A 14,613-nucleotide genomic window follows, 5' to 3' on the forward strand; every position below is an offset into this window, starting at 1 on the left:
ATCAAACGAGATTGCAGCCTTGCATTATCCCGTATTCTAGGAATGGAAAATTCTAACGATCCTGAGAAGCCTTATTTGGGCAGTTTTCAGCCTAGGTATATTCTAACGATCCCCAGCGACGCTATTTCGTCCAAAATGGCCCTTTGAGGGGGGAATTTGGCTCCATTTTGCAAAATAACGTCTCCTGTGATCGTTAGATTTCAAAACTGATCAAAAAGCGGGAAATAAGGTTTCCTGTGATCGTTAGAAATTTCGGCAGCATGGAGGGGCATGATATGGTGAATAGTATGCCCACCAGGTTGAATAGCGAGAGTGCTGACCGATTAGCAATTCAACGTGCGAGTCAAAGTTAGAGTGAGAGTGTTAGCCGACTGTGAACCAAGTGCGAATTAAAGCGGTTATGTTTGGTTGATCAGCGGCGAGGTGTGTATCCAGATTGACACCTTTTCCAGTTTCCAGCATAAAAAAAGCCTAGCCTAAAGGGCTAGGCTTCGTTTCTTTGTCGCTACTCTTTTCGCCATTTCTCAGTCCTACCGATACTCTATCCGCTACTCGAAGGCTCAGCATTAATGCCATGAACTACCCAGTAATATACGCATACGCTATACTCAAACCGACAGTACTACACCATGTACTTTTACGCTTCCTGATGTACTACTCCATCACTCTGCGCTTTACCCAATGTACTATTTCCAGAGCTCAACGCTTACTCTGTAGGCTGCCTGATGGCTCCAACTCTTACTCCTGTGCCATTGCTTTAAAAGAAGCTTCAGCCGCTTCGAGCGTGACAGCAATGTCTTCGTCCGTATGAGCGGTGGTCAGGAACCAAGCTTCATACTTCGAAGGAGCCAGATTGATGCCACGGTTTAACATGTGGCGGAAGAAGGACGCGAAGCGTTCGCCGTCCGTGTCTTGTGCATGATCATAATTCGTCACCGGATGATTGCAGAAATGCGTGGAGAACGCGCCACGAATGCGGTTGATCGTCAGATCAATGCCATGACGGTCCGCGGAAGCTTGCAAGCCAGTAGTCAGATCGATGGCGAGACGTTCCATTTCTTCATATACGCCAGCACCTTGCAGGACTTCAAGACAAGCGATACCCGCCGAGATTGATGCCGGATTGCCTGCCATCGTTCCGGCCTGATAGGCCGGGCCGAGTGGAGCAACCTGCTCCATGACATGTTTACGTCCGCCGTAGGCACCGATCGGCAAGCCGCCGCCAATGATTTTCCCAAGTGCAGTAAGGTCAGGTTCAATCTCCGCATGATTGTCCAATCCGGCATACGTCTGAGTGGAACCGTAGTGGAAACGGAAAGCGGTAATAACCTCGTCATAAATAACAAGTGAACCGTTCGCGCGTGTCATTGCACAGAGACCTTCCAGGAAGCCTGGCTCTGGCATAACCATACCGAAGTTACCAACGATCGGCTCTACCATAACCGCGGCTACATCGTCACCCCAACGTTCGAGCGCTTCCTTCAGACCATCCAGGTCGTTGTATGGAACGGTAATGACTTCATGAGCAATACTGGTCGGAATACCTGCACTGTCGGGAATGCCAAGCGTAGACGGGCCTGAGCCTGCAGCGACCAGTACGAGATCGGAGTGACCATGATAACATCCGGCAAACTTCACGATTTTATTTCGTTTCGTATATGCCCGAGCGACGCGAATCGTCGTCATCACGGCCTCTGTACCGGAGTTCACAAAGCGAACCTTGTCCATGGAAGGGATCGCTTCTTTGAGCATTTTGGCAAGCTTGATCTCAAGCTCCGTCGGCGTACCGTACAGAACACCATTCGCAGCAGCTTCCGTAATGGCTTTCGTAATATGAGGGTGGGCATGTCCAGTCACAATTGGACCGTATGCCGCGAGGTAATCGATATATTTGTTGTCGTCAACATCCCAGAAGTGAGCACCTTGCGCTTTTTTCATAAAAACGGGTGCCCCGCCGCCCACCGCTTTGAATGAGCGAGAAGGGCTGTTTACACCGCCTACAATATGCTCCAGGGCTTCTGTATATAACAACTCCGAGTTCGTACGTGTATTCATGAGATAACTTCCTTTCGTGATTCCAATAGTTTAAACCGGCAAAACAATGACATGCTATGATTATTTTCGCATACTTTGGCGTACAGGCATAGCGAAAGGGCAGCATGTCGGCTGCCCTTCTGAGAATGAATGAGATCATCGCTATGGTATAAACGGTTTATTTTATAGTCACAGGCTGCGAGTACTATTATCGAGTAACCGTGTAGGGTGACTTTTACTGCTGTATTAGATTGATGTTTTAGCCATCCAACTATTTACCAAGTTAGCTCAAACCTAAAAGCTCAAATCGATACCTTTGCCTAAAAGCACAAATACTGCTTCATATCACGAGCTCAATTACTCTGCCGGTTGCTGTGTGTTTTTATCATTACCGCTAGCCGTTTTGTCTTCCTTGGCTTTTTGGTCTTCTGTCTGTGCTGGTGGATGAATGATGTCCTGAACATGTTGTTTCAGTTTTTCTTCACTGGTTACGGACAAAACTTGTGCACCGCCTGGTGTGCGTTCCTCTTTCAACAGGTTCATTGGTGGAACCTGCTCACTGCCATTCATACTGCTTTGGTAACCAAGTCCCCCCAGTTTCCACATGTCGGAAAGGGTAAGATTGGTATCCACAAATGGGCTGACTTCTTCCAGGATGGAAGGCAGTTTGGCAATGGTTGTCGTGGATTGCATTTTTGCGGTCACGGCTTTGAGCAACTCCCGCTGACGTTCCGAACGGGCGAAGTCAGACATCGCATCATGACGGAAACGAACATACATCAAGGCTGTTTTGCCGTCGAGATGCTGGTAGCCTTTTTTCAGATCAATATCATACTCGTTATTGTCGGCTTTACTTGTATAATGCATGTCCTTCTCGACATCAAAGTCTACACCGCCAACCGCGTCAACCAGTTTGATGAATCCCTGGAAATCGGTATACACATAATATTGAACAGGGATACCGAGCAAGTCACTTGCGGCTTCCATCGCTACGTTCGGGCCGTGGGTAATCGCGGTGTTAATGCGATCCTTACCATATCCATCAATGTTAATGTACGTGTCACGCAAAATGGAGAACAGGTTAATCTTTTTGGTCAGCGGGTCAAGTGATACCACCATCATGCTGTCGGAACGTGGCACTTCACCCTTTTTCAGACCACGGGCATCAACACCCATAACCAATATGTTCACGGTCTCGGTACCTTCCCATTTCGGAGGGTCGGGTGTCTTCACTTTCTCTACATTTTCAATATTGGCAAATGGCGAATCCTCGCCTTTCTTCTGCAATCCATCCAACTGATTAAGAATAGAACCGAAATAGTAGGCCACTGCCCCTCCAACAATTAACACGAAGGCGGCAAGAGAGATCCATAGGGTTCTCTTCGTCTTTCTGGTCATGCTAGCGCTCCTTTGTATTTGAGATAAAAAATAAACGATTTCAGTACATGTAAAGTTGCGTTGAGTTTGCGTATAAGTCGAAGCTTTCCGTTCGCCTTCCCTCCAGACCTCAAGGCAGAGGAGGCCACTTCGAACTATTTTTAAAGCTTGCTGAATTTTGACTGTTACTATTATAATTTCTTTTTGGGCTACAAGCAATTTCAACAAAATCCAAGTGAGGTATAAACATGCTGGCGATTGATGTAAAAGATTTGCGAAAGTCGTTTAACGTCCAGAAAAGCCGCGGTGGGCTGAAGGGCGCGTTTCAGGATCTGTTCAAACGTCAATACCAGGAAGTATTGGCTGTGAATGATATTTCATTTCAGATACCGCAAGGTGAAATCTGCGGATATATTGGAGAGAACGGTGCCGGCAAATCAACAACGATCAAGATGTTGACCGGCATTTTGGTGCCTACATCCGGGCATTTATCGGTAGGTGGGTATGTTCCGTATCAGGAACGGGAGAAGTTTGTCAAAAATATTGGTGTAGTGTTTGGACAACGTAGCCAGTTATGGTGGGATATCGGTGTCATTGAATCTTTTCATCTCCTACGCAAAGTATATCGTGTTGGGGAGCAGGACTTCCGTAAACGGCTGGACGAGCTCGTTGAGCGTTTGCAATTACAGGAGTTGCTGAGTCGCCCGGTGCGCAAACTTAGTCTCGGTCAGCGGATGCGCTGTGAACTGGTGGCGGCTTTACTGCACAATCCAGGCATTGTGTTCCTGGATGAGCCGACCATAGGTCTGGATATCGTGGTGAAGTCGGAAATCCGCGAATTTCTGAAAGACATGAATCAGCAGCATGGTACTACCATTTTGCTTACTACTCATGACTTGCAAGATATTGAAGCTTTATGTTCACGTGTCATCATGCTGGATGCAGGAAGCATCATCTATGATGGAGGTCTGGATCACCTCAAGTCCCAATGGGGCACAGAGCGTGAGGTTCGGTTCAAATTTGGTACAGGTCACACGATGACTCAGATGCAGGAATGGACAGCGGCGATGCCTGTGCGGTGGACCGTGGAGAACGAATTGTCGGCCTCCGTGTGGATTCCGCTGGAACTGAACGTTTCGGATGTGCTGGCACGTGTGGTCGGTCAGGCAGATATTACGGATATTCAGATCATTGAGACCAACACGGATGAGATTGTGCGTAGTATCTACCAGTCCGGTTCGGCTGAGCGCCCGGAGATTGTGTCGGCAGATAAAGAAGCGGTAGGTGCTACCTAAGATGAACAGTGCATTTATCGATTTCATGCGTATTCGTTTTCTGACGATGCTCGCGTATCGAGTGAATTATTATTCCGGCATTTTGATATATACGCTGAATATTGGCGTGTATTACTTTACGTGGCAAGCTATTTATGGAAGCAGCGGAGAGATCGGCGGTTTCACAGCAGCACAGATGACAACGTATGTTGCTGTCTCTTGGATGGCGCGTGCGTTTTATTTTAACAATCTGGACCGGGAGATTGCCGCCGACATTCGGGATGGCTCCATTGCGATTCAGTTTATAAGGCCAATTAACTATGTGATGGTCAAAATGATGCAGGGGCTCGGCGAAGGCATATTCCGTTTCTTACTGCTCATGATTCCGGGCATGATCATTGCCATCCTGCTGTTCCCGGTGGAACTGCCAACAGCGCCTTCGGCATGGATCGGTTTTCTCGTTATGTTGTTCTTCAGTTTCATCATCAATTCCCAGATTAATGTCATTACGGGACTGGCCGCGTTTTTTGTGGAAAATAACGAAGGTATGATGCGCATGAAACGTGTGGTCGTCGATCTGTTCTCGGGCCTGATCATTCCAATCAGTTTGTATCCGGACTGGTTGTCCACAATCATGAAAGTATTGCCGTTTCAGGCGATCACATATCTGCCCGGCTCGGTTTTCACTGGCAGGGTGGAAGGTACAGGCATCTGGAATGTGCTCGGGATTCAGGTGCTCTGGTTTGTCCTGCTTCTCATACCCATGGTGCTGATCTGGCGGCAGGCTCGCAAGCGTCTGTTCGTGCAAGGGGGATAAGCGAATGTACTATATGGGTCTAATCTGGGAATATCTGAAAAATTACATGAAGACACGTCTGACGTACCGCGCCGACTTCTGGGTAGAGATTATCTCGGATCTGCTGTTTCAGGCGACCAATCTGATCTTTATCTTTGTCGTTTTCCGGCATACGGACAACCTCGGCGGTTGGAGTGAAGCGGAAGTATTATTTGTTTACGGGTACTTTATGGTGCCATACGGCATTTTTAGCTGTTTTATCAACCTGTGGGGATTCAGCGAGCGTTATATTGTCAAAGGTGAGATGGATCGCATTCTGACAAGACCGGCACACAACCTGTTTCAGATTCTGCTGGAAAATGTAGACCCGCCCTCTCTCGTAGGTTCGTTCATCGGGTTAATCATTATGACCATCAGTGGAGCAGAGATGGGGCTCGTACTGGAATGGTGGCACATCCCTGCATTGATGATACTGGCATTAAGTTCAGTGCTAATCTATGCGGGTATCTATACTACATTGACGTCACTATCCTTTTACTCCGATGCGCCGACAGGAATTTTACCGCTGATGTACAATATTCAAGGATATGGACGTTACCCGGTAACAATCTATAACAGAGCCATTCAGGTACTGCTCACCTGGATTATCCCGTTTGCCTTTGTCGGCATTTATCCGGCAGCGCTGTTCCTAGAGCGAGCAGAGATGCATCGGATGGCTTTGCTCACTCCGGTCATGGGGCTAGTCTTTGCAACGATTGGGCTTACCCTGTGGAACTTCGGTGTGAAGCGGTATCGGGGAGCGGGGTCTTGACCCCTGCTTACAGGATTACTTCACGCAAATCTGAAGGATCATATAACTTGAATTCCAAGGAGGACATGAAAATGACTTTAACAGAAGGTGTACAAGTTCCGGATTTTGAACTGCCATCAAGCACGGGGGAGTCTGTGAAGCTGTCTGATTTTCGCGGCAAGCGAGTTCTGATTTACTTTTATCCGAAAGATATGACCTCGTCTTGCACGCAACAAGCCTGTGATTTTCGGGATCGACATGAGGATTTTCAAGGGCTGAATACAGTCATCCTGGGGATCAGCACTGATCCGATGAAGCAACATGATAAGTTTATTGCCAAATACGGATTGCCTTTCATCCTGTTATCGGATGAGGAACACACGGTTGCCGAGCAGTTTGGTGCATGGCAGCTGAAGAAGATGTACGGCAAGGAGTACATGGGCATTGTGCGTTCCACTTTCCTGCTGGATGAAGAGGGCAAGCTGATCAAGCAATGGACGAAGGTGCGTGTAAAAGGGCACATTGAAGAGGCGCTGGACACGGTAAAAGGGCTGTAATTCGTCGGTTACGATCCTGTGAAAATAAAACGAGCGATGCACGAAGTGTGTATGGTCAAAAATAATAAACAGGCTACATCTATGGACACCACTCCCATTGAGATGTAGCCTGTTTATTTCTGCGAAAGAGTACCTGCATTATTACGTTGTTTAAATCGATTTTTCATAAGCTGAATCAGTAGTAGGAAAGCAGGAATGACAATACTGACCGTAAAATCCCAATTGAACCAGGCGTACATGATGCCGAGGGTGTAGAAGAGGACATCCGGCGAAATAACAATAGCCATACCGAATAATAAGAGCATCGTTGGCAGAATTAACGGCTGGTAAGATTTGAGACGACACAGTTGTGCAAGTCCAAGAATGAATCCAAACGTGTATAGCGAAGTTTTAAAGTAGGTAGACACAAGCCAAGCTGTCGAAGAGATGGCTTCGATTCGTTGAACGAAGCCGCCAATGTTAATCTTTTGTGCAAGAATATACGATACATAAATATTATGCTGAGTCAGTTCAGCCCCAAGTACAAGTAGCGAGGTAAGGAGTATGAGGGTTAGCATGATTCCTGCAAGTAATGCGGCTAATAATAGGTCTCGCCGCTTATGCACACCGTGAGTGATATAGGGGTAAATCATGGTGATGATAATGAGTTCTCCATATGAAGCTGTAGCCCCTCGAACGCTCCCGCTTATAAATGAAAACAGGGGAGTATCAAAGAAAGGCTGGATGTTCGCTACTTCCATTTTGGGAAGCAAACAAAGCATTAGGATAATCAAACTGATCATAACAAAGGGGGCCAGAATCTCTGCCATTTTACCGAACGTGCCCAATCCTTTCAGTGCGGACCAACCTAGGGTTATAACAAAAAGAAGAATGATAGCCCGAATGGGGGTATGGAGATAAACCTGAGTTGTCATAAAATCTCCAACTTCACGGATACATATAGCTGAACCCATCAGAAAATAAAACAGATATGCGGCAGCCAAAATTGCACCTATCCATTTACCAAGTGCTTTGGAACAGATCTCGATGAGTGTAAGTCCGGGGTAAGCTTGATGCAGCTTATAGGAAAGCCATAAGATCGACATGCCGATACCTTGGGAGACGATCGAGCAAATCCAGGCATCCTGTCTTCCAGAGTAAGTAAGTAATGTCGGGTAGATTAGCATCATATCTCCAATCATGCCCATAAAGGCAAGGACTGCAAATTGCCGCACGGTAAGTCTCTCTTTGATGAGCATGATCTGTACCTCCTTCGATTATCTTTAAGTTCTGCCTTTATTAAATGATAATTTGGACTTGATTTGATGAATGATTAACAGCAGGACAGGTAAGATCAGACTCACCGTTAAATCCCACTCCAGCCAATAGGGAATGACCGTTGTGTTAAAAAAAACGATATTGGGTGTCAAAAGGTTAGATAGCGCATATACGATCAGTACGGATGGCAGAATGAGAAAATGGTAGCTCTTAAGGCGAAAAAGTTCAGCGATACCAAGAACAAAGGCATACAGATAAACGGTGGATTTAAAATAGGTGGATATCAGCCAGGACGATGCCATGAGCACTTCAATTCGTTGAAAGAAGTTGGCTATATTGATTTTTTGGGATAATACAAATGAACCAAAGATCGTGTGCTGTGTAAGAAAAAGTCCCATAACCAGCATGGAGATCGTCACCAGAATAGCCATGAGCAGATTGCCAAATCCGGCAGATATCATAAGATCACGAGTACGATGGGCTTGTTGATTTGCATAGGGGAGGATCATCAGAATGGGAAGGGCTTCACCAACCGGATAGATAAAACCGATCACAATCCCATGCGTAAACTGGCTGAAGGTGGTGTCCGTAAAGGGTACAAGTTGGTTTAATTGTACCTCGGGCAACAAAAAGACCACTAAAACAAACATAAAAATAGTAATGATGGGCACGAGAATTTCACTGCTTCGTCCAATGCTTTCTAGTCCGTTATACAGTGCCCAACCGATGGGAATGAGAAAAATCAGAAGTACAGCCCGAATGGGGGTATACAAAAAAATCTGACTGGTCATGAAATCACCAACGACCCGTGATTGTGCTGCAGAGCTAAAAATAAAATACATCAGGTAGAACAGGGCTAACACCGTACCTGGCCAAAATCCAAGGATTTTGCGAAATACGCCTATCAAATTTTCATTGGGATACGTGTCTGCAAGTTTGACGAAAAGATACATCAACCCCATGCCAAGAGGAACACCGATAAAAGCATAAAGCCAAGCATTTTGCCCCGAAAAGGTTGCGATAACCGAGGGGTAGATCATCATCATGTCACCGGCAATGATCAAAATGGTCAAGATACATAATTGTCTAATGCCAAGGCGACCTTGTTCCAGCATGTTGTCAACTCCCTTTTGGCTAACTCCCTGTAATATAGGCCAGTAATTGATTCACGGGTTTGTAAATCCAGATGATAATGTATAGCGGGCTTGGAAACTCCCATAGATTCACCGCGACAATACCAAAAAAGATGCTTGTCAGCAGTAAACAGGAATAGACGGTGACTTCTTTCCATTCCTTCTTTCTCCATAACTTGGGTAGATCAATCACCCCCATCAGGCACCCGACAATGACAACTGCAATCGTTAGCAGCAAGAGTGCTCACTCCTTGGCTTTTTTATTAAATGAATTATCCAACGTCCCTATACGACGGATCTGTACGTTTGCTTCATATGTGACGTCTAAATTTTGAAAGTACTTGTCCCAGTTCTTTTCTTCTCTTTTGTAAATTTTGGGGTACTTGTGATAGATGTCTTGTCCAAAACCGAAGATGTCCACTTTATATTTACTGCGAACGAGACTCACCGTACCTTTCATCAGTTCGATAATCCGATCCTGTGCCAGTTGTTCCAATTGCTGAATGGCCTCCATTGAACCGATCTCCATCTCACAATCTACGGAACCAATGACAGAGACCGTGTTCACTTTCAGACTAATTTGAGGTTCGCCCCGCACCATTTTGACTTTGTGATCCGTGGAGGTACGCAATGTTTTTAGTGTGACATAACCCCCTTTTGGACATTGGGTGGGGCCAATCGTTGTTTTCACGTTGTCACGAATATAGTTGTAGCCTTTAGAGTCATCCTGATTCAGCCAACCGATCAGTTTGTCTTTTTGAAACACGCTGAGACCAGCGAATTGAAGAGTAGCCGGAGGTTCGATACTCTGGACATTTTTGGTCTCACCGCTTGTCTCTTGATCTCCAATAAGCTCAATACCAGTAATAACAGGGGACATGCTGGGTGTGAGAATATACTGCATCAGCTTGTCACTGGTCACGGTTGTCGTTGGAGCCCAGCTTTTAGCAGAAATATCGAGTGCATTGAACAGCTTTTCTGACGGAAGATTTTCTAGTGGTGTGAGTACGTTCAAAATGTTAGAGGCCGTTGTTTTACGAGCTATCATTACATAATAGTCCGGACGCACGTCAGGCTCTCTCAAAAGAGCTTCGATCACATCATATATACCGTTTTTACGTGCAAATTCTTCTCCGAAAACCAACACCCGGATATGAGCCATAAAAATGGCACGAGGGCTTGTCTGGGTAAGCTTCTGAATAGCCTCCAGCAGTGTACGAGCGCTGGCTTGATATTGGGTAACGGGTGTTCCATTGCCGCCTTGACCTTTGGCGACTTCACGAGGCACAACAACCTGTGCACTAACCCTGATCTGGTCACCGTCTCGATCTACACCCAGACCCAGCATAATCCCGAGCTGATTCAGCTCCTGGCGATCCCAACACCCGCTTAGTAACGGCAGTATGACGATGAGGGATAGCATGATACGTAAACATTTCATCATAACCTTTTCTCCTGCCTTCACTAACGTTTGGTTTTTCCTCTTTTTTGTCTCGTTACGTTTGGAGTACCGTTGGATAATGGGCGAGTTCTCATATGTGACCAGGGAACACGGAACAGCGTATCTTTCAGATCATTCTGAATGAAGGGCGCAAAAGGAGACATGTAAGAGATCCCAAAAGAGCGCAAGCTGCAAAGGTGAGTCAGCGTAATGAGCAGCAGAATCAGAATGCCATAGAAACCAAACGCTGCCGCTGCCATCATCAGAATAAAACGCAAAATACGAACCGAAATAGATAATCCGTTCTCAGGAATGACATAGCTGGAAATAGCCGTGATAGAAACAATAATAACCATCGCTGCAGACACAACGCCTGCCTCTACCGCGGCCTGCCCGATAACAAGTGTGCCTACGATGGATACGGCCTGTCCGACCGTTCTCGGAATTCGAATGCCTGCTTCTCGCAAAATTTCGTAGGTCAGTTCCATTAGAACGGCTTCTATAAAGGCTGGAAAAGGCACACCTTCACGCTGTGCAGCCAGACTGATCAACAAGGTGGTTGGTAACATCTCCTGATGAAATGTCGAAATAGCGATATAAAAGGATGGAGCTAGCATGGCGATCAGAAACGATAAATAGCGTAGCAAGCGAACAAGAGAGCTGATGTCAGCACGCTGATAATAATCTTCAGGAGATTGAAAAAAGTGCATGAATAATGCAGGCACAAGCAGTACAAAGGGTGTACCGTCTATAATGATAGCAACACGTCCTTCGAGCAGTGCTGCAGAAACCGTATCTGGACGTTCGCTATTGTAAACTGTCGGAAAGATTGTCGTGGTTTTGTCCTGAATAAGTTCTTCGATGTACCCGCTCTCCAGAATACTGTCGATATCAATCTCACCCAATCGTCTGCGAAGCTCATCAACGACATCTTCATTGACGGTATGTTCCAGATATACGACAGCCACTCGGGTTTTGGTTACACGTCCAATCTCCCGCTCCTCAATCCAGAGTTGCGGATCACGAATCCGCTTGCGAATCAGTGCGGTATTCGTACGCAAGTTTTCCGTAAAACCTTCCATTGGACCACGCACAACGGTCTGGGAAACGGGTTCACCTACAGGACGGTCTTCCCAACCGGCAGCGCCGATTTTGAGTCCCCGAGTAGAGCCATCCAGCAGCAGAATGGCTTCACCGGCCAGCATCGCTTTCAACACATCATCCATGTCATCAATGAACAGTACTTCGCTAGCGGTAAGAACATCGTTCTGAAGGTAACTCAGGTGTTCATTGTCCGCTGAGAAATCAGGCAGGTTGCGCTCTTGCATCAAGGGTTGCAGGACAGCCTGATTGATCAACTGCGTATCGACGAGCCCATCAATGTATAACAGCATCGAAGGCCATTTGTGCAGGCTTTGTAATGGACGAATCATCAAGTCATTGCTATTTCCCATCATCTTTTTGCAATAAGCAATATTATCAGCCAGATTCGGATGAATGGCATGCGTTTCGTGTGCAATTTGAGTATCTGTAGCCATCCATTTCTCCCCCTCAAACATCCTTTATTTGCAAGTAGTATGACCGGGAGTGTTTTAGTTTATGAAAAAAATATGAATGAAAGGATATTTGGTCTTCATATCCCAATAAAAGCAAACAAAAAGAAGCCGTATGTTCACGGCTTCTATATTTATAAAGGGGAGATGGACTCATCATTAGTCCGCATTTTGTTTTTGACGCTGACGAGCAGGGGAATGCTTGCGACGGGAACGAGCGAACAAGGCGTTGCGGTAACGATAGACGATGCCAGCAATCACAAGCAATGCAACTAGGGCAAGAATGTATGCTGTATATTGATGGGCGAGTGTGAATACAGCGCTCCAGCTAGGACCGAACACCTTACCGATCCCAAGGAATAACACAACCCAGAACAAGGCTCCAGAGTAAGCATATAGGGCGAATTTGCGAAACGGAATCGCAGCAATACCAGAGAAATACCCTGTGAAATGACGAACACCGGGAATGAAATATCCGATAAAAATCAGACCGTATCCATACTTAGCAAACCATTTTTGCGTTTTGTCCAGCTTGTCCGGTTTAAGTAAAAACCATCTTCCATACTTCACAATAAAAGGTAGACCGGCTTTGGCTCCGATGAAATACGTAATAGTCATGCCAATCGTTGTCCCGAGAAACGCTAAGACGACAAGTGTACCGAAATCAAGCTGACCTCTGTAGGACAAATAACCCGCATATGCCATCGTCGTTTCGCCTGGGAAGGGAAGTGCAATAAACTCCAGTAGCAGGCCGAAGAACAATACACTGTATCCGTAAGACCCAAATAGCTGCTGGACCTTCTCAAGTAATTCCAATAGATTCACACTCCTGATGGTGTCATATGAATCAGGCTTTAGAAGTAGATGGTTGCCCGTTTCATGTTCGTTATTTCCTAATGCTACCGAATTGCTGATTAAGAATCAATAATCCCATATCGAAGCCAAGGTTATTTGTTGCAAAATAATAGATAAAATGATGTCTTTTTTGCGATCTGCCTCCATATAATTCTAACAAATCTGCTGAAGTCTATCAGCAAATTCAATAGAGTGCTGGAGGGTGAATTACAAATGGCGCAGGAATCTCACGAAATGATGCAACGAAATGGGCAACTTATGGAGCAGCAAACTTCAACTCGTTCCTGTGGGAAGGTACGTATGTGGATGTGTTTATCGATATGGTTCACTCTCGCTACATTACTGCTGACAGATATGTTCGGAGCAAGCGTGCCGTCTGCCGCAGCAGCGGGGAAAAGTAAAACATCAGACAAGGTTGTCTATTTGAGCTTTGACGATGGCCCGGGCAAACATACGTCTGAGGTATTGAATATTTTACGCGATGAGGATGTTCCTGCTACTTTTTATGTGCTGGGAGAGCATGCAGAACGTATGCCGGGAATGATCAAACGAATCGTAAGTGAAGGACATGCCCTCGGCAATCATACATATAACCATGAATATAACGAGTTGTACCGGAACTTTGAAACGTTCTGGCAGCAGATTAAGCGCACGGAAGATATCATTAACAACATTGTAGGCTTTCGCCCTGCACTTGTCAGAGCGCCTGGTGGAACATACGGACATTTTGACCATACGTATTTTGATCTGTTGAAAAAGGGAGGATACGCTGTCATGGACTGGAACGTAGACAGCGGTGATTCCAAGCGGAGAAATGTGCCCGCTAGCGCCATCGTCGCTCGTGCAACTGATGTGCCAGCAGGAATGTCTTCTGCTGTTGTGCTGATGCATGATGGAGGTGCGCATGCCGAGACAGTAAAGGCACTGCCGGATATCATTCAATACTACAAACAGCAGGGGTATCGTTTTGAAGTGATGCAGGCTTCAGACAAACCTGTTCATTTCCAGGTCAAACCTGCGGTGAAATATAAGGTTCGCCAGTCTCCATCTGCTAGCTGGATTGCCAAACATGTAAACACAAACGCTGCGCAATGGATCGTAGCCAAACCGCTCAAAATTGAATTGGGATATATGACCGTCGAACTCAAGCCGAATGAATATCGCTTCAAAGACCAGACGATAATGGTTCCCTTGCGAAGTTATATGAACAAGCTGGGAGGCAGTATAAGCTGGGATCAAACCTCAGGTACTGCAACCACATGGTGGAAGGATCGCATAGTCCAAATTAATCCGGCGATGGGTACATTGACGTCCAAACGATTGCATAATCAGGATGGCCTGACGGTTCAAGCTGTGATGGAGAGCCGTGAAGGCACGATCTGGGTATCAGCAGGTGATTTGATAGAGCAGCTTGGAGCAAAGCAGTATACAGTCCAATCCAAGGACAGTGAGTGGGTAATCACTGTGGAGCCACCTTGGACGTCTATGGAGCATGGACATTTTTATAGCATAATTTGAAAGAAACAGCAGTTCATCTGACTATTCT

General features: G+C 46.1%; 13 protein-coding genes. 5 read left to right on the forward strand and 8 right to left on the reverse strand.

Annotated features, from left to right (window positions below):
- Positions 1 to 738 precede the first annotated feature (738 nt).
- Complete coding sequence (locus MKY23_RS03545) at positions 739 to 2,055, reverse strand: glutamate-1-semialdehyde 2,1-aminomutase (RefSeq protein WP_145336195.1); 1,317 nt, start codon at positions 2,053 to 2,055, stop codon at positions 739 to 741.
- Positions 2,056 to 2,391: 336 nt separating this feature from the next.
- The gene (locus MKY23_RS03550) at positions 2,392 to 3,432 is read right to left on the reverse strand and encodes an LCP family protein (protein WP_221791408.1); all 1,041 of its coding nucleotides are present in this window, start codon (positions 3,430 to 3,432) and stop codon (positions 2,392 to 2,394) included.
- Positions 3,433 to 3,659: 227 nt separating this feature from the next.
- Here MKY23_RS03550 and MKY23_RS03555 point away from each other — a divergent pair, with 227 nt between their 5' ends.
- From MKY23_RS03555 to bcp, 4 genes are all read left to right on the forward strand, one after another.
- Complete coding sequence (locus tag MKY23_RS03555) at positions 3,660 to 4,706, forward strand: ATP-binding cassette domain-containing protein (RefSeq protein ID WP_154985748.1); 1,047 nt, start codon at positions 3,660 to 3,662, stop codon at positions 4,704 to 4,706.
- Between the two features lies 1 nt (position 4,707).
- Entirely contained in the window at positions 4,708 to 5,502 is a 795-nt protein-coding gene (locus tag MKY23_RS03560; RefSeq protein WP_090924537.1) for an ABC-2 family transporter protein, read from the forward strand.
- 4 nt (positions 5,503 to 5,506) lie between these two features.
- Positions 5,507 to 6,292, forward strand: coding sequence for an ABC-2 family transporter protein (locus MKY23_RS03565; protein WP_339835290.1), 786 nt, complete (start codon positions 5,507 to 5,509; stop codon positions 6,290 to 6,292).
- A 71-nt stretch (positions 6,293 to 6,363) separates the two neighbouring features.
- Positions 6,364 to 6,828 (forward strand): thioredoxin-dependent thiol peroxidase, encoded by a 465-nt coding sequence (gene bcp / locus MKY23_RS03570; RefSeq protein WP_339835293.1) that lies wholly within the window; start codon positions 6,364 to 6,366, stop codon positions 6,826 to 6,828.
- A gap of 113 nt (positions 6,829 to 6,941) precedes the next feature.
- Here bcp and MKY23_RS03575 read toward each other — a convergent pair whose 3' ends face one another.
- The 6 genes from MKY23_RS03575 to MKY23_RS03600 all read right to left on the reverse strand — a co-directional run bounded on the left by MKY23_RS03575 (position 6,942) and on the right by MKY23_RS03600 (position 13,028).
- The gene (locus MKY23_RS03575; protein WP_251511510.1) at positions 6,942 to 8,066 is read right to left on the reverse strand and encodes an endospore germination permease; all 1,125 of its coding nucleotides are present in this window, start codon (positions 8,064 to 8,066) and stop codon (positions 6,942 to 6,944) included.
- A gap of 24 nt (positions 8,067 to 8,090) precedes the next feature.
- A complete protein-coding gene (locus MKY23_RS03580; RefSeq protein ID WP_154985744.1) occupies positions 8,091 to 9,200 on the reverse strand; it encodes an endospore germination permease in 1,110 nt (369 codons plus the stop codon).
- A gap of 19 nt (positions 9,201 to 9,219) precedes the next feature.
- Positions 9,220 to 9,456: a hypothetical protein gene (locus MKY23_RS03585; protein WP_154960370.1), complete on the reverse strand. Its 237-nt coding sequence runs from the start codon at positions 9,454 to 9,456 to the stop codon at positions 9,220 to 9,222.
- Positions 9,457 to 9,462: 6 nt separating this feature from the next.
- Positions 9,463 to 10,662 carry a Ger(x)C family spore germination protein gene (locus MKY23_RS03590; RefSeq protein WP_154960369.1) on the reverse strand — a complete coding sequence of 400 codons (1,200 nt, stop codon included), beginning with the start codon at positions 10,660 to 10,662 and terminating at the stop codon, positions 9,463 to 9,465.
- Positions 10,663 to 10,682: 20 nt separating this feature from the next.
- A complete protein-coding gene (locus MKY23_RS03595) occupies positions 10,683 to 12,197 on the reverse strand; it encodes a spore germination protein (protein WP_339835301.1) in 1,515 nt (504 codons plus the stop codon).
- Between the two features lie 174 nt (positions 12,198 to 12,371).
- Positions 12,372 to 13,028, reverse strand: coding sequence for a DedA family protein (locus tag MKY23_RS03600; RefSeq protein ID WP_154960367.1), 657 nt, complete (start codon positions 13,026 to 13,028; stop codon positions 12,372 to 12,374).
- 252 nt (positions 13,029 to 13,280) lie between these two features.
- Between MKY23_RS03600 and MKY23_RS03605 the strand changes: the two genes are divergently transcribed.
- Positions 13,281 to 14,585, forward strand: coding sequence for a polysaccharide deacetylase family protein (locus MKY23_RS03605; protein ID WP_339835306.1), 1,305 nt, complete (start codon positions 13,281 to 13,283; stop codon positions 14,583 to 14,585).
- Positions 14,586 to 14,613 lie beyond the last annotated feature (28 nt).

It is taken from the genome of Paenibacillus sp. FSL R7-0272, assembly GCF_037969905.1.
GTDB classification, from domain to species: Bacteria; Bacillota; Bacilli; order Paenibacillales; family Paenibacillaceae; genus Paenibacillus; species Paenibacillus polysaccharolyticus.